The 16,042-nt window shown below is 59.3% G+C and carries 16 protein-coding genes; 5 read left to right on the top strand and 11 right to left on the bottom strand.

What is annotated here, in order from left to right; translation table 11 throughout:
• Positions 1 to 60 precede the first annotated feature (60 nt).
• A complete protein-coding gene (locus tag HYI44_RS06345; RefSeq protein WP_045059079.1) occupies positions 61 to 387 on the top strand; it encodes a DUF883 family protein in 327 nt (108 codons plus the stop codon).
• Here HYI44_RS06345 and HYI44_RS06350 read toward each other — a convergent pair.
• Complete coding sequence (locus HYI44_RS06350; protein WP_122840850.1) at positions 384 to 1,277, bottom strand: LysR family transcriptional regulator; 894 nt, start codon at positions 1,275 to 1,277, stop codon at positions 384 to 386. The two genes, HYI44_RS06345 and HYI44_RS06350, sit on opposite strands and share 4 nt — an antisense overlap.
• Before the next feature lie 112 nt (positions 1,278 to 1,389).
• Between HYI44_RS06350 and trpB the strand changes: the two genes are divergently transcribed.
• A complete protein-coding gene (gene trpB / locus HYI44_RS06355; RefSeq protein ID WP_225568979.1) occupies positions 1,390 to 2,628 on the top strand; it encodes a tryptophan synthase subunit beta in 1,239 nt (412 codons plus the stop codon).
• Complete coding sequence (gene trpA / locus HYI44_RS06360) at positions 2,625 to 3,434, top strand: tryptophan synthase subunit alpha (protein ID WP_225568980.1); 810 nt, start codon at positions 2,625 to 2,627, stop codon at positions 3,432 to 3,434. Before trpB ends, trpA begins: the two co-directional genes overlap by 4 nt.
• A gap of 20 nt (positions 3,435 to 3,454) precedes the next feature.
• Here trpA and HYI44_RS06365 read toward each other — a convergent pair whose 3' ends face one another.
• The 10 genes from HYI44_RS06365 to HYI44_RS06410 all read right to left on the bottom strand — a co-directional run bounded on the left by HYI44_RS06365 (position 3,455) and on the right by HYI44_RS06410 (position 13,336).
• On the bottom strand, positions 3,455 to 5,416 hold the full coding sequence (locus HYI44_RS06365) for a DUF4105 domain-containing protein (RefSeq protein ID WP_225568981.1): 1,962 nt from the start codon (positions 5,414 to 5,416) through the stop codon (positions 3,455 to 3,457).
• Positions 5,413 to 5,733, bottom strand: coding sequence for a DUF2388 domain-containing protein (locus HYI44_RS06370; protein WP_122840842.1), 321 nt, complete (start codon positions 5,731 to 5,733; stop codon positions 5,413 to 5,415). The genes HYI44_RS06365 and HYI44_RS06370 overlap by 4 nt, the downstream gene beginning before the upstream one ends.
• A 27-nt stretch (positions 5,734 to 5,760) precedes the next feature.
• Positions 5,761 to 6,078 carry a DUF2388 domain-containing protein gene (locus HYI44_RS06375; protein WP_122840841.1) on the bottom strand — a complete coding sequence of 106 codons (318 nt, stop codon included), beginning with the start codon at positions 6,076 to 6,078 and terminating at the stop codon, positions 5,761 to 5,763.
• A 108-nt stretch (positions 6,079 to 6,186) separates the two neighbouring features.
• A complete protein-coding gene (locus HYI44_RS06380) occupies positions 6,187 to 6,504 on the bottom strand; it encodes a DUF2388 domain-containing protein (RefSeq protein WP_045059072.1) in 318 nt (105 codons plus the stop codon).
• A gap of 383 nt (positions 6,505 to 6,887) precedes the next feature.
• Positions 6,888 to 7,103: a DUF1127 domain-containing protein gene (locus HYI44_RS06385; protein WP_007902752.1), complete on the bottom strand. Its 216-nt coding sequence runs from the start codon at positions 7,101 to 7,103 to the stop codon at positions 6,888 to 6,890.
• 319 nt (positions 7,104 to 7,422) lie between these two features.
• Positions 7,423 to 8,916: an acetyl-CoA hydrolase/transferase family protein gene (locus HYI44_RS06390; protein ID WP_225568982.1), complete on the bottom strand. Its 1,494-nt coding sequence runs from the start codon at positions 8,914 to 8,916 to the stop codon at positions 7,423 to 7,425.
• Positions 8,917 to 9,106: 190 nt separating this feature from the next.
• Positions 9,107 to 10,540, bottom strand: a complete 1,434-nt coding sequence (locus tag HYI44_RS06395) for an NAD(P)(+) transhydrogenase (Re/Si-specific) subunit beta (protein ID WP_122840839.1) — start codon at positions 10,538 to 10,540, stop codon at positions 9,107 to 9,109.
• On the bottom strand, positions 10,540 to 10,863 hold the full coding sequence (locus HYI44_RS06400; RefSeq protein ID WP_007947884.1) for an NAD(P) transhydrogenase subunit alpha: 324 nt from the start codon (positions 10,861 to 10,863) through the stop codon (positions 10,540 to 10,542). The genes HYI44_RS06395 and HYI44_RS06400 overlap by 1 nt, the downstream gene beginning before the upstream one ends.
• Positions 10,864 to 10,878: 15 nt before the next feature.
• Positions 10,879 to 12,000 carry a Re/Si-specific NAD(P)(+) transhydrogenase subunit alpha gene (locus HYI44_RS06405; RefSeq protein WP_045059069.1) on the bottom strand — a complete coding sequence of 374 codons (1,122 nt, stop codon included), beginning with the start codon at positions 11,998 to 12,000 and terminating at the stop codon, positions 10,879 to 10,881.
• A gap of 436 nt (positions 12,001 to 12,436) precedes the next feature.
• Positions 12,437 to 13,336 (bottom strand): LysR family transcriptional regulator, encoded by a 900-nt coding sequence (locus HYI44_RS06410; RefSeq protein WP_225568983.1) that lies wholly within the window; start codon positions 13,334 to 13,336, stop codon positions 12,437 to 12,439.
• A 157-nt stretch (positions 13,337 to 13,493) separates the two neighbouring features.
• On the opposite strand from HYI44_RS06410, the gene HYI44_RS06415 reads away from it, so the two are divergent.
• Together HYI44_RS06415 and HYI44_RS06420 are read left to right on the top strand one after the other, a co-directional pair.
• On the top strand, positions 13,494 to 14,675 hold the full coding sequence (locus HYI44_RS06415) for an acyl-CoA dehydrogenase (RefSeq protein ID WP_045059067.1): 1,182 nt from the start codon (positions 13,494 to 13,496) through the stop codon (positions 14,673 to 14,675).
• A 13-nt stretch (positions 14,676 to 14,688) separates the two neighbouring features.
• Complete coding sequence (locus HYI44_RS06420) at positions 14,689 to 15,909, top strand: CaiB/BaiF CoA transferase family protein (RefSeq protein ID WP_045059066.1); 1,221 nt, start codon at positions 14,689 to 14,691, stop codon at positions 15,907 to 15,909.
• Positions 15,910 to 16,042 lie beyond the last annotated feature (133 nt).

The following is a 16,042-nucleotide window of genomic DNA, read 5'->3' on the forward strand; positions in this document are numbered from 1 at the left end:
CTCAAACGGCTGTAGTCCCAATCAACACACGCCACTCATCACCAATGCAGGAGAGCCACCATGGCCAACACCTCTTTACGTAAAGCCTCATTGCAAAGCATGGAAGCCGAGATCGAGAGTCTTCTGAAGTCTTTGGAAAGCCTGAAGGACGACGCCTCGGACGAGTCGCGCAAAACCCTGAAAGTCTTGAAAGCCAACGCTGAGAGCGCGCTGAAGCACTCGCGCCACCTGCTTAGCGATGCCTACGAAGAAGTCAAAGTCAAAACCCGTGAAACCGGGATTGCCACTCGTGACTACGCTCAGGAACACCCTTGGACGACAGCCGGTGTCGCTGTCGGTGCACTGGGTTTGCTGGCCGCTTATCTGCTGTGCAAACGTGGTGACTAATCCGCTTGGCGCAGCTCGTTTTTAAGCCACTGCGCCAACTGCCTGGCGCGCCCGTCTGCGGCGCGCTTGGGTAACCACAACGCCAGTTGCGCCGTCGTTTCAGTGAAACCCCATGGTGCAACCAGGCGACCCGCCTTCAAATCTTCGATCACCAGCGGTTCAGGTGCAATTGCCACGCCCAGCCCTGCTACTGCCGCCTCCAGCAAATAATACAAATGCTCAAAACCCTGTCCGTACGTCAGTGCCTTGGCGTTGAGGTCGCTTTGCTGTGCCCAGCTTGGCCATGCTTGCGGGCGGGAGGTGGTGTGCAATAACGGCTCACCGAGCAGTGCGCTGGCCGGTGCATTCTGCAAATGTGCATAACCGGCGAAGCGCGGGCTCATTACCGGGCCGATCCGTTCACTGGCCAGGGCATACACCTGCATGTCCGCCGGCCAGGGCGGCTCGGCGAATACCAACAAGGCATCCAGACCGGGGCGCCGTGGATCGAGGTCACCTTCGCCCGCTGAAAGGTGCAGGCGCAGGTCCGGCAGGTCTGCATTCAGTCGGCCCAGGCGCGGAATGAACCAGCGCGCCAACAGGCTCCCCGAACAGCCCAGCACGAAAGGCGCGTCGGCGGTGCTTTGAGTCAACTCTGCGCAAACCGTACGCAAGCGCTCGAACGCTTCACTGCTGGCATCTCGCAGTCGAACGCCTGCATCTGTGAGTTTCAAGCCGCGCCCGTCCTTGATGAACAGGCTGACGCCCAGATGTTCCTCGAGTACCTTCAATTGCCGGCTAACTGCCCCATGGGTGACGTGCAACTGCTCGGCAGCCTGGCTCACGCTGTTCAGGCGCGCAGTGGCCTCAAAGGCGCGAAGGGCATTTAACGGCGGGAGGTCATGGCTCATGGGATATGTGAGTTTTCCTGACAGGTTGTAGCGATCTTATCGGTTTTCAGTGCAGGACGTCAGGGGTAAAGTGAGCGTCATTGTCATCACACGAATTCAACTGGAGCAACTCATGACCCAGACCAATCTGCGCAGTGGCCCCGATGCCAGCGGCCTGTTCGGCGGCTTCGGCGGCCGTTACGTTGCTGAAACCTTGATGCCGTTGATCCTCGAGCTGGCCCGTGAATATGAACTGGCCAAGGAAGATCCGGCCTTCAAGGAAGAGCTGGCGTACTTCCAGCGCGACTACGTCGGTCGTCCGAGCCCGCTCTACTACGCCGAGCGTCTCACTGAGTTCTGTGGCGGTGCGAAAATCTATCTCAAGCGCGAAGAGCTGAACCACACTGGCGCGCATAAGATCAACAACTGCATTGGCCAGATCCTGCTGGCGCGGCGCATGGGCAAGAAACGCATTATTGCCGAGACCGGTGCCGGCATGCACGGCGTGGCGACCGCCACAGTCGCGGCGCGTTTCGGTCTGGACTGCGTGATCTATATGGGCACTACTGACATCGAGCGTCAGCAGGCCAACGTGTTCCGCATGAAGCTGTTGGGTGCCGAAGTCATTCCAGTCGTTGCCGGTACCGGCACTTTGAAAGACGCGATGAACGAGGCGCTGCGCGATTGGGTGACCAACGTCGACAGCACTTTCTACCTGATCGGTACGGTGGCTGGCCCGCACCCTTACCCTGCCATGGTGCGTGATTTCCAGGCCGTCATCGGCAAGGAAACCCGGGACCAGCTGCAAGCCCAGGAAGGCCGCCTGCCAGACAGCCTGGTGGCGTGCATCGGCGGTGGTTCCAACGCGATGGGCCTGTTCCACCCGTTCCTCGACGACCAGAGCGTTGAAATCATCGGCGTTGAAGCGGCCGGCCACGGGATCGAAACCGGCAAGCACGCGGCGAGCCTCAACGGTGGGGTTCCGGGCGTGTTGCACGGCAACCGCACCTTCCTGCTGCAGGACGATGACGGCCAGATCATCGACGCTCACTCGATTTCCGCTGGCCTGGATTATCCCGGTATCGGTCCGGAACACGCCTGGTTGCATGACATCGGCCGCGTGCAGTACACCTCGGTGACTGACGACGAAGCCCTGGATGCATTTCATAAGTGCTGCCGCCTGGAAGGGATCATTCCTGCGCTGGAAAGCGCCCACGCCCTGGCTGAAGTCTTCAAGCGTGCGCCTAAGCTGCCAAAAGATCACTTGATGGTGATCAACCTGTCCGGCCGTGGCGACAAAGACATGCAGACCGTGATGCACCACATGGAGCAGTCCCAACACATGCAATCCAAGCAGGAGAAACACTCATGAGCCGCCTGCAAACGCGTTTTGCCGAACTCAAGGAACAGAATCGCGCTGCCCTGGTGACCTTCGTCACCGCCGGCGACCCAAGCTATGACACTTCGCTGGCGATCCTCAAGGGCCTGCCCGGCGCGGGTGCCGACGTCATCGAACTGGGCATGCCGTTTACCGACCCGATGGCCGATGGCCCGGCGATCCAGCTGGCCAACATTCGTGCCTTGGGCGCCAAACAGAACCTGGCGAAAACCCTGCAGATGGTTCGCGAGTTCCGTGAAGGCAATGCTGAGACCCCGCTGGTGTTGATGGGCTACTTCAACCCGATCCACATGTATGGCGTGCCGCAGTTCATTGAAGACGCCAAAGCTGCCGGCGTGGATGGCCTGATCGTGGTTGACCTGCCGCCTGAGCATAACGGTGAGTTGTGCGATCCGGCACAGGCTGCCGGCCTGGATTTCATCCGCCTGACCACGCCGACTACTGATGATGTGCGCCTGCCAACGGTGCTGAACGGCAGCTCTGGTTTCGTGTACTACGTGTCGGTAGCCGGTGTGACCGGTGCAGGCGCGGCCACCCTGGAACACGTGGAAGAGGCCGTCGCTCGCCTGCGCCGCCATACCGACCTGCCAATCAGCATTGGTTTCGGCATCCGCACGCCAGAGCAGGCGGCGGCGATCGCGCGTCTTGCGGACGGTGTAGTGGTGGGTTCGGCACTGATCGATCACATTGCCAATGCCTCCACTCCCGACCAGGCGATCGACGGCGTACTGAGCCTTTGCGCAGCCTTGTCCGAAGGCGTGCGCAAGGCTCGAATCTGACGCCTGTCAGCGGCTTTTGCTCAAGGCAGTTCCAGCCCTCCGGCTGCCTTGTGCAATTTGCGTAAATGTTCGCCAAGCTGCTTCAGGTTGGCTTCATTCTCCGCCATCTCGGCTGCCCGGGCCGGGTCCAGCAGGGCTCTGACTTCCTTGTCCAGATCGCCGGTCAGCACCTGAAGCTGTTTCTGCCGAAGGCTGCTTTCCGATTCCAGGCGATGCCACTCGCTTGGCTGCGGCAATCCGTAACCGCCAGTACCCAGCAATTCCGCCGGCCGGCTCAGGAACCCGCTGTTGGCAAGAATCTGCTGCAGCGTGGCGTTGGCCTTGTCCATGCCGCCGTTCTTCAATTCCCGCGCGCCCAGATAGCGTTGCTTGACCTCATCCTGCGCCAGCACCAGTTGTTGCCGGAACGCTGCCTGCTCGAGCAGCAGCAGGGCGGCACTGGTGCGCAGGTCCGCCTGGTCGATCCACTGGCGCCGCTCTGTAGCCTTGATCGCCAGCCAGTCCTCGACGTTCTCCTGCTTGATTGGCAAATGCTTTTTCAGCACCTCGAACATCGCCTGGTAGCGGTCGCGGAACGAGTCGAAGCGATAGCCCAGGCGCAAGGCCTCGCGCGGATCATCAAGGACGCTGGTATCGGCCAGCCCGCGACCCTTGAGCACTTCCAGCAACCCATTGGGCATGATGCTGTCCAGGCCCACCAATTGCTTGTTGTTGGTGCCACTACGTAGCAGTTTCAGCCCTTCCACTGCACAGTTGTTGGACAGGAAAAAGTAGTTGCCGTCGTAACTCCAATGCATCTCGGCCGCGTGCTCGACCACTTCTTCGATCTCTTTGCGCGACAGGGTCAGCGGGATCGAGGCCAGGCTGCGCAACTCGGTTTTGGTGTATTCGTCGATGACTTGGGCCAGCGGCAGTACGAACAGGCGTGACGGATACTTCCCGACCAGCCCGTCCCAGCTCGACAGCTGCACGTCGCCGACGAAGGCGCGGTATGACAGCACCAGGTGTTGATCAAGATCCAGGCGGCAATCCGGCCCCCGCGGTCGACCGGGCGCGCAAATCACCAGGCGCAACATGCTGTGGCCCCAGCGACTGACCCAGTTCTGATTGGCCTCGGCCAGCAGATAGTCCACGGCGTAAACCCGTTCCGGGTCTACCTGACCCAGGGGTTGCTTGGCGAAATCGTTGCCTGCATTGAGGAAGGCGAAAGATTTGGCGCAGGTCTCCTTGGCGGCGGGGGCCCAGCCGAAGTGTTCCTGGTAGTAGCGATAGAGCGCCGGGCGACGGCAGGCGTAGCTTGGGTCGAGGAGGAAATACTCCATGTTGACCGCCACAAACTCCTTCGGGCTGCTCGTCTCGTAAATGTCCGGGCTGCGCGCGATCTGGCGATTGTGCTGTTCACGCTCACCACGGCGACCGACATATTGTTGCCAGCCAGCAAGATCAAGCAGGCGTGGATCGTCGCTGAGGGTGAAGCGGCGGTCGTTCTGGCCGCGACACTCGTCTGGCATGCCGACCAGCCCGGCACTGCTGTTGCGCCGGGTGCAGCGCTGGATCAGCGTGCGCTCGGTCCCCGTCCAGAGACGGGAGCGGTCATAGATGTGCGTGAGCTCGTGCAACACCGTGGCGAGCATCTCCCGGCGCACGGTGCCGTGGGGGCGATAGGTTTTTTTGCTGGCGGCACTGCCGTCCGTGAGACTGTCGAGCAGGTTGCGGTTCAGGTCGAGCTCAGAAACCAGTGACGCCTGGCCATAGGCATTGGCGGGCATGTCGTCGGTCCAGCCAACGTCGATGCGACGGTCCAGTTGCTGGATGAACTGTGGCGGTAACGCCTGCATGGCTTCATCAAGGAGCGCCTGGCTGGCCTGTTGTTGTGCGGGGCTCAGGCCTGTGGTCTTGAGCCGTAATTGCAGGTCAGCCTGAGCCGTGTTGCCAAGCAGCAACACGACCCCGGCCAGCAGCCAGGCGCCTACCGACCTCACAGTGCGAGGATGGCTTCGGCGAGAACCTGGTCACTGGCGTCGCGCGCTTCGGGCACGCGGGTACGCAAGGTATCGAAGGCGGCTTCAAGGTGTGCTCCGCGAATGTCGCCATCGCTGGCCACAAAACTGGCGGCATCGTCATGGGCTTCGCGAACAATTTTAGAATCACGGATCGACGTGGTGGTGTCCGAGGTGAAATCAAGCGTGCGCTGGCTGGCACGAATAACGATGTTACTGGTGGCTACCAGGGTTTGCGCCTGGGCCAGGTCGGCCAGCAACAGCAGGCCAAGGGTGGCGGCAATCAGCGGGTTACGCATGGAACGACTCCGGAAGGACAAGGATAACTATTGGACGAGAATTGCCTGCGCCAGTTCAAGGTCGCTTGCATGAAGTTTTGGCCGTGTATGACGCAGATAAACCAGTGCGGACTCCAGGCGCGCGCCAAGCAATGCTCCATCGGTGGCGAGGAAGGCGGCAGCGTCATCCTGTGCTGCGAGCAGTAGCTTACGGTCGAAGGGGGCCGAGGTCACCATGCTCGTGGCATAGCCGCTGGCGACGATGCCCTGGGTGGACAGATTGAAGGCGTCGTAGGCTTGGGCAGATCCCGACCAGCCGATGGCCATTAATACCGGAGTGATCAACAGATTTGAAAGAAAACGCATGAGGCTCGATAGTTGGAAAACGAGTCCGAAGGCTAGCGTAATGCCTGTTTTAGAGCCAGCGCTGAAACAATGGGACACGACTTGCGCGCCCCATAGCAATCATCCGAGTCAGATGGTCAGGATAGCCTGGGCCAGTTGTGCGTCGGTTGCGTTCAGCTGAGGTGCCTGGTGGCGAATGTGGTCCAGAGCACTTTCCAGCTTCACGCCTCGGATCGAACCTTCGCTGGCTACGAAGCTGGCAGCGTCATCGCGCGCGGCACGGACGATCTTGTCATCGCGGAAGGAGGAGGTTACGTCGGAAGTCGCATCGGAAGTGGCTTTGAGTGCACCGACGACGGCATCGGTGGTCACGATGAAGCTGGTGGCGTGGGAATTGGCAGCCACGGCGAGCAGGGCTGCAGCGCTGAGCAGACGAAGACGGGACATGGTGTAACTCCTTAAAATGAACCGGATTGGGAGGTGGCTTGTTTAGTGGGACGTCTGTTTTGCAGCATTCGCCACGTTCTCCCCGGATATTAGGCCGGGGTGGGCCGGTTCGAACAGTCCAACACCGAAGAAACCTTGCGTAGGCGCTGCCGAAGGTAGCGATTTATGGATCTTTGTTTCGCCACGCCAACGTCAAAAAATCGCAGCCTTCGGCAGCTCCTGCGGAACTGTACTAGCAGTATTCACTGCTTAAACAACTGTACTGGTTGAGTTTTTCAGGGGCCTGAAACGACAAAACCCGTCGCGGTTTCCGGCGACGGGTCTTGTTTGTGCAATTCGGGTTGCTGGCGGTGGACCCTGCAGGTCAGAGCCAGCGACGCTACTTAGCGCCAGAACGGCTTGCTCAGCTCTTCGTAGCGTTGTGCTTCGCTAATCCCGGCATCGGCCAGCAGACGCGAATCCAGACGAGCCAGTTGATGGCGGCTGGAGATGCGGCGCTGCCACAACATCAGGTTGGCGATAACGCGAAGAGGCATCGAAGCCTGGGTTTTTGCAGCGGTATCTTCGAAGAACAGTTCGGAACTGAGTGTACGTTCCATGGTTGACATCCTTCCGCTTGTGGCGGGATTAGGTAGTGGTTTAACTGATGCCAATGATCCTCTCGTTTGGCCAGTCCCTGTAGATACAGTTCAACTGTATTGTGAGGTACCAGTTAACTGTTAATAGGGGGTGTACTGGTCTAAATTGAGGCAACTGTACTTGTCGGCACTTTATTGGTGCAATTGTGCCGTTGATGCCCATACGTTGGGGACTTTTCCGTAGGAAATAACCAGTACAGTAGTACAGTTTTATTCGATTAGACGCTTTTCAATCGGTCGCTGGCGAAACTGTGTTTGCGCCAGCGGCTATCTGTACTATTTACACGGCCAGCATCCTGCCGGTTTCTTCCAGGTTTATGTGCCAGCGCAGTGCTTCTCGCAGGATGTGGGGGGTATGCCCGCCGATGGCGCAGGCCGCGGTGAAGTAGTCATCCAGGGCCTGGCGGTAGTCGGGGTGCACGCAATTGTCGATGATGACCCGTGCGCGCTCCCTGGGTGCAAGGCCACGCAAGTCAGCCAGGCCCACTTCGGTCACGAGGATGTCGACATCGTGCTCGGTATGGTCAACGTGGCTGACCATCGGGACTACGCTGGAGATCGCGCCGCCCTTGGCGATCGACTTGGTCACAAAGATTGCCAGGTGGGCATTTCGTGCGAAGTCGCCGGACCCGCCGATGCCATTCATCATTCGGGTGCCGCAGACATGCGTCGAGTTGACGTTGCCGTACAGATCGAACTCAAGCGCCGTGTTGATGCCGATGATACCGAGGCGACGTACGACTTCCGGGTGGTTGGAAATTTCCTGAGGGCGCAGGACCAGTTTGTCCTTGTAGCGCTCCAGGTTACCGAACACGTCGCTGTTGCGCCGGGCTGACAGAGTGATCGAGCTGCCCGAGGCGAAGCTCAGCTTGCCGGCGTCGATCAGGTCGAATGTCGAGTCCTGCAGGACTTCCGAGTACATCGTAAGGTCTTCGAACGGCGAATCGATCAAGCCACACATCACCGAGTTGGCGATGGTGCCGATGCCGGCCTGCAAGGGGCCAAGCTTGTTGGTCATGCGCCCGGCAGCGACTTCCTGCTTGAAGAAGTCGATCAGGTGATCGGCGATGGCCTGAGTGTCCACGTCCGGCGGCAAGACGGTGGATGGCGAGTCGGATTGATTGGTGATGACAATCGCCACGATCTTTTCCGGCGGGATCGGGATGGCCGTGCTGCCGATGCGGTCATCCACCTTTACCAGCGGAATGGGCGTGCGGGTCGGGCGATAGGTCGGGATATAGATGTCGTGCAGACCTTCCAGGTTTGGATTGTGTGCAAGGTTGATTTCGACGATGACCTGTTTGGCGAAAATCGCGAAGCTGGCCGAGTTGCCTACCGAGGTGGTGGGCACGATATGGCCCTGTTCGGTGATCGCTACGGCTTCGATGACGGCGATATCCGGCAACTTGAGCTGTTGGTTGCGCAGCTGCTCGACGGTTTCCGAAAGGTGTTGGTCGATGAACATGACCTCGCCGGCGTTGATGGCCTTGCGCAGGGTGCTGTCCACCTGGAACGGCATGCGCCGCGATAGCACGCCAGCCTCGGTGAGCTGCTTGTCGAGGTCGTTGCCCAGGCTGGCGCCGGTCATCAAGGTGATTTTCAGCGGAGAGATTTTGGCGCGCTCGGCGAGTGCGTGGGGCACGGCCTTGGCTTCGCCCGCGCGGGTGAAGCCGCTCATGCCGACGGTCATGCCGTCCTCAATCAAAGCGGCGGCGTCAGCGGCGCTCATCACCTTATCCAACAACGAAGGCAAGCGAATACGATCACGGTACATGGATTGTTATCTCGGGCAACGGAAGCAAGGTGGGCAGTTTAGTGATTTCCAGAAAAATCCTCCCGCTACCATGGTCGAATGCAGACCGCTGATTTAGAGCCTTTGGTCGGGTTGGCGGGGATTTTTACAGGCAATAAAAAACCCCAGCCTACTAAAGGCTGAGGTTTTGGGTATTGCGCTGGAGCAGGTTTTACTCGACGGCTTTGACCATGTCCTCGATGACCTTTTTAGCGTCGCCGAACACCATCATGGTTTTGTCGAGGTAGAACAGTTCATTGTCCAGCCCGGCATAACCACTGGCCATCGAGCGCTTGTTGACGATGATGGTCTTGGCCTTGAACGCCTCGAGAATTGGCATGCCGGCAATGGGCGATTTAGGATCGTTCTTCGCCGCGGGGTTGACCACGTCGTTCGCCCCGAGCACCAGCACCACGTCGGCCTGGCCGAACTCAGAGTTGATGTCTTCCATCTCGAACACCTGGTCGTAGGGCACTTCGGCCTCGGCCAGCAATACGTTCATGTGCCCAGGCATCCGACCCGCCACCGGGTGAATGGCGTACTTCACGGTCACGCCACGATGAGTGAGCTTCTCGGTGAGTTCCTTGAGCGCATGCTGCGCGCGAGCGACCGCCAGGCCGTAGCCCGGAACGATGATCACGGTATCGGCGTTGGTCAGCAGGAAGGTTGCGTCGTCAGCCGAACCGGATTTGACCGGACGAGCTTCCTTGGCGCCTGCAGGGCCGGCGTCTGCCGTGTTGCCAAAACCACCGAGCAATACGTTGAAGAACGAACGGTTCATCGCCTTGCACATGATGTACGAGAGGATTGCACCGGACGAACCCACCAGCGAGCCGGCGATGATCAGCATCGAGTTGTTCAGCGAGAAACCGATACCTGCCGCCGCCCAGCCCGAATAGCTGTTGAGCATCGACACTACCACCGGCATGTCCGCGCCACCGATCGGGATGATGATCAGCACGCCCAGGACGAAAGCCAGGGCCAGCATCAGTGCGAAGGCACCGAGGTTGCCGGTGAGCATGAAGGTGATGCCCAGGCCCAGCGTCGCCAGGCCCAGCAGCAGGTTCAGCTTGTGCTGGCCACCGAACTGCACGGGTGCGCCCTGGAACAGGCGGAACTTGTACTTGCCGGAGAGCTTGCCGAATGCGATCACCGAACCAGAGAAGGTGATTGCACCGATAGCTGCGCCAAGGAACAGTTCAAGGCGGTTACCCGCAGGGATTGCATCGCCCAGCTGCTTGACGATGCCCAGGGACTGCGGCTCGACCACCGCTGCGATGGCGATGAATACAGCCGCCAGGCCGATCATGCTGTGCATGAAGGCGACCAGTTCCGGCATCTTGGTCATTTCAACGCGCTTGGCCATGATCGAGCCGGCGGTGCCGCCGACCAACAGGCCGACAATGACGTAGCCGATGCCCGCAGTGGCGAGCTCAGCGCCCAGCTTGTAGATCAGGCCTACTGTAGTGAGGATCGCCAGGCCCATGCCGAGCATGCCGAACAGGTTGCCGCGTCGGGAGGTTGTCGGATGGGACAACCCTTTGAGGGCCTGGATGAAGCAGATGGACGCGATCAAGTAGAGCGTCGTGACAAGGTTCATGCTCATTACTTGGGCGCCTCTTCTTTTACGACTTTCGGGGCTTTTTTCTTGAACATCTCAAGCATCCTGCGGGTGACCAGGAAGCCACCGAACACATTCACTGCCGCCAGGGCCACGGCCAGGGTGCCCATGGTCTTGCCCAGCGGAGTTACGGTGAGCGCCGCAGCCAGCATGGCGCCGACAATCACGATCGCCGAGATGGCGTTGGTCACCGCCATCAAGGGGGTGTGCAGTGCAGGCGTAACGTTCCAGACCACGTGGTAACCGACATAAATCGCCAGCACGAAGATGATCAGGTTGTAGATACCGGGGGAGATAAGCTCTTCCATCGTCTGAATCCCTGCTTAGGCGTTTTTGCGGATGACTTGGCCGTCGCGGCACATCAGGCACGCGGCGACGATGTCGTCTTCGAGGTTGATCTCGAACTGGCCTTCCTTGTTGAAGACCAGCTTCAGGAAGTCCAGCAGGTTGCGTGCGTACAGTGCCGAAGCATCCGCCGCGACCGCGCCGGCCAGATTGGTCGGGCCGCAAATGGTCACGCCATTCTCGACTACTACCTGGTCCGCCACGGTAAGCGGACAGTTGCCGCCCTGGGCTGCGGCGAGGTCGATGACCACCGAGCCTGGTTTCATCTGCGCCACGGTTTCCGCGCTCAGCAATGTCGGTGCCTTGCGGCCCGGAATCAGTGCGGTGGTGATGACAATGTCCGCCTGCTTGGCGCGTTCGTGAACGGCCAGGGCCTGGCGCTGCATCCAGCTGGCAGGCATGGGCCGGGCGTAGCCGCCAACACCAACAGCGCACTCACGCTCTTCATCGGTTTCGTAGGGCACGTCGACAAACTTGGCGCCGAGGGATTCGATCTGCTCTTTAACGGCAGGACGCACATCAGACGCTTCGATCACTGCACCCAGGCGCTTTGCTGTGGCAATCGCCTGCAAACCCGCCACGCCTGCGCCGAGAATCAGCACCCGCGCCGCTTTCACGGTACCCGCAGCGGTCATCAGCATCGGCATGAAGCGCGGATAGTGGTGAGCGGCCAGCAATACGGCTTTATAGCCGGCGATGTTGGCCTGGGAGGACAGCACGTCCAGGCTCTGGGCCCGAGAGGTGCGTGGCGCCGCTTCCAGGGCAAACGCGGTAACGCCGCACTCGGCGAGCTTGGCAATGGTTTCATTGCTGAACGGGTTGAGCATGCCCACCACAACGGTTCCGCTCTTGATCAAAGCGAGTTCGCTGTCGCTGGGAGCGACCACCTTGAGAATCAGCTCGGCACCAAACGCCTCATTGGCACTGCCAATAATCGCGCCTGCCGCTTCATAGGCACTGTCGACAACACTGGCATTGATGCCGGCGCCGCTTTGCACAGTGACCTTATGACCCTGGCCGATCAGCTTCTTGATGGTTTCCGGGGTTGCAGCAACCCGTGTTTCACCCGTCTGGGTTTCGAGAGGAACACCAATGTGCACGTCAAATCTCCTGCGTGATCTTATTGAGTAAACCCAGGCACTTCGGATGGTGCGAGCTGGGGCGGCCGATCAGCACGATCCCGCTAATTCAGGGCGGGGCGCGGCATTTTGCAGGCGAACTTTGCACCCTTCAAGGGATTATGATGCGTGACGGAAAATTAACTACAAGTCACCCCGTGACCGAATGTCGCAAGCATTCGACCCCAGCCCTTGTTAATCGGGGCCTGCAGGGAATTTTTGAACGATTCTGGATTTTGCGCATGAGTCAGGTGAATGAGCAGTTATCGCTAGGTAATACCGGCTCAAAGCCACGGTGGCACAAGCTTGTGGCACGATTGTGCTCCATTCAAGTACAGTCTGCTTAAATGCGACAATTACTTATATCTGTAGGGCTTTGTTTTATCTGACTACGAGGTCAACTTATCGCTCTGAGCCGCTAGGACTCTAAGCTATAGCCCTGCGCTTGATTGACCAGCCAATCACGAAAAGCCCTCAAAGAGGCCGATTCGACCTTTCGCTCTGGAATCATGAGGTAATAGGCCTTGATGCTCGATAGCGCATTCGGGTTCGCAATCACCAGGCGTTTCTCCGCCAGCTCACGCTGAATCAGGAAAGGCGGTATCAGCGCGATGCCCATCTCGTGCATCGCTGCCTGGGCGAGCATGGAGAATAGCTCGTAGCGCGGCCCTGTCATGTCCCTCGGGATATTGAGGAGCTGCGAGTTGAACCATTGGCGCCAGGCATAGGGGCGGGTGGTCTGCTGCAGCAGTGGACACTCTGCGATTTGGTCGGGTGTCAGCGAATCCTGGTGTCCAAGCAGGTGCGGGCTGCAAACAGGCATCGGGTTTTCCCCCATCAGCCTGTGGGATTCAGTACCCGACCAATCGGCGTCGCCAAAGTAGATAGCCGCATCGAAATCCGTGTCGGCAAACAGGAAGGGTCGGGTCCGGTTGGTCAGGTTGACGGTTACTTCCGGATGCTTGTGCTGGAAGTCTTTCAACCGAGGCAGCAGCCACTGTGTGCCAAATGTCGGCACCACCGCGAGTTCGATGACGTTGGCGCCTTGCTGACCCATCACTGACAAGGTATCGCGCTCAACCGCGTCCAGCTGAGTGGCCACTCGCCGGCTGTAGGAAAGCCCGGCTTCGGTCAGTTTCACTCCGCGGCGAGAGCGTCGGAACAGTTCGACACTCAGGAACTCCTCGAGGCTGGCGATCTGTCGGCAAATGGCGCCCTGCGTCAGCGAAAGCTCCTGGGCTGCCTTGGTAAAGCTCTCGTGGCGCGCAGCCGCTTCAAAGCTGATCAAGGCGGTTGTACTGGGGATCTTTCTGCGCATGTACCTCAACCTCACTAATCCATCGCATGATTCGACTTTGGCGATGTTACGGAGTGAGAAATTAGCACAACAGTATGCAAAATCCTCGTTTGCCCTTGCGCTTGAGCAGGCCTAGGATCAGTCCACGTTATTTGATGCCTTTCGAGAGGACTTGCTCATGGCCGGTAAAGCTAGCTTCAACTGGATCGATCCGCTGCTGCTGGATCAACAGCTCACTGAAGAAGAACGCATGATTCGCGATACCGCCGAGCAATTCGCTCAGCAGAAGCTGGCGCCGCGTGTTCTGGAAGCTTTCCGTCATGAAAAGACTGACCCGGCAATCTTCCGCGAGATGGGTGAGGTGGGCCTGTTGGGCGCAACCATTCCTGAACAATACGGCGGCAGTGGCCTGAACTACGTCAGCTATGGCCTGATCGCTCGTGAGGTTGAGCGCGTCGACTCCGGTTACCGTTCGATGATGAGCGTGCAGTCTTCGCTGGTGATGGTGCCTATCAATGAATTCGGTACCGAAGCGCAGAAACAGAAGTACCTGCCGAAATTGGCGTCGGGTGAGTGGATCGGTTGCTTCGGTCTGACCGAGCCTAACCACGGTTCCGACCCGGGAGCGATGATCACCCGTGCGCGCAAGGTCGAAGGCGGCTACAGCCTGACCGGCAGCAAGATGTGGATCACTAACAGCCCGATCGCCGACGTGTTTGTGGTCTGGGGCAAGGACGATGCCGGCGATATCCGCGGTTTTGTACTCGAGAAGGGCTGGAAAGGCCTGAGCGCACCGGCAATTCACGGCAAGGTAGGCCTGCGGGCATCGATCACCGGCGAAATCGTCATGGACAACGTGTTTGTTCCTGAAGAGAACATTTTCCCGGACGTGCGCGGCTTGAAGGGTCCGTTCACCTGCCTCAACTCCGCCCGCTACGGCATTTCCTGGGGCGCGCTGGGTGCGGCTGAGTTCTGCTGGCACACCGCTCGTCAATACACCCTGGATCGTCAGCAGTTCGGGCGTCCTTTGGCGGCCACTCAGTTGATCCAGAAAAAACTGGCCGACATGCAGACCGAGATCACCCTGGCATTGCAAGGCTGTCTGCGTCTGGGTCGTATGAAAGACGAAGGCACTGCAGCGGTCGAGATCACCTCGATGATGAAGCGCAACTCCTGCGGCAAGTCCCTGGATATCGCGCGCATGGCTCGCGACATGCTGGGCGGCAACGGTATCTCCGATGAATTCGGCGTTGCACGGCACCTGGTCAACCTGGAAGTGGTAAATACCTACGAAGGCACGCATGACGTTCACGCGCTGATACTTGGTCGCGCCCAGACTGGCCTGCAGGCGTTCTACTAATAGGAGAACGGCCATGGGCGCGCTTTCGCATCTGCGGGTACTGGATTTATCACGCGTGCTGGCCGGACCCTGGTCCGGGCAGATCCTCGCTGACCTTGGCGCTGAAGTGATCAAGGTCGAGCGCCCGGGCAATGGTGATGACACGCGCGCCTGGGGCCCGCCTTTCCTGAAGGATGCCTATGGCGAGAACACCAGCGAAGCGGCTTATTACCTGTCCGCCAATCGCAACAAGCAATCGGTGACCATCGACTTCACTCGCCCTGAAGGGCAGAAGCTGGTGCGCGACCTGGCGGCCAAGTCGGACATCCTGATCGAGAACTTCAAAGTCGGCGGCCTGGCTGCTTATGGTCTGGACTATGAGTCACTCAAGGCTATCAATCCCAATCTGATCTATTGCTCGATTACCGGATTCGGCCAGACCGGCCCTTATGCCAAGCGCGCTGGATACGATTTCATGATCCAGGGGCTTGGTGGCTTGATGAGCCTGACCGGGCGACCTGAGGGTGATGAGGGCGCGGGGCCGGTGAAGGTTGGCGTCGCCCTGACGGACATACTGACCGGGCTGTATTCGACCGTCGCGATTCTGGCAGCGCTGGCGCATCGGGATCACAGTGGCGGCGGCCAGCACATTGATATGGCGTTGCTGGATGTCCAGGTGGCCTGTCTGGCTAACCAGGCAATGAACTACTTGACGACCGGTAATGCACCCAAGCGCCTGGGCAATGCCCATCCAAACATCGTGCCTTACCAGGATTTCCCAACGGCGGATGGTGATTTCATCCTTACCGTGGGTAACGATGGGCAGTTCCGCAAGTTTGCCGAGGTGGCGGGTCAGCCACAGTGGGCTGACGATCCGCGGTTCGCCACCAACAAGTTGCGGGTGGCCAATCGTGCTGAGCTGATTCCTCTCATTCGCCAGGCGACCGTATTCAAGACAACCGCCGAGTGGGTGTTGCAGCTCGAGCAGGCGGGCGTGCCCTGCGGGCCAATCAACGACCTGGCGCAAATGTTTGCCGACCCCCAGGTGAAGGCGCGAGGGCTGGCGATTGAACTGCCCCATGCGCTCGCTGGCATGGTGCCGCAAGTGGCGAGTCCGATTCGCCTGTCCGAGACACCGGTGGAATACCGTAATGCGCCGCCTTTGTTGGGAGAGCACACGCTGGAGGTGCTGCAGCGGGTGTTGGGCCTGGATGCTGGTGCGGTGGCCGCCTTCAAGGAAGCCGGGGTGCTTTAAGTTGTTCCTTCTATATAGAGGTGCACTTTATATAGAAGGAAAGACGCGTTTCCGGCCCTTTCCTAACTAATTGATGGAAAAGCAGAATTTACGCTTGACGGCAGATCTCAGGTGTCTATAATTCGCCCCACTT

The organism is Pseudomonas sp. Y24-6, from assembly GCF_020295325.1.
GTDB classification, from domain to species: domain Bacteria; phylum Pseudomonadota; class Gammaproteobacteria; order Pseudomonadales; family Pseudomonadaceae; genus Aquipseudomonas; species Aquipseudomonas gregormendelii.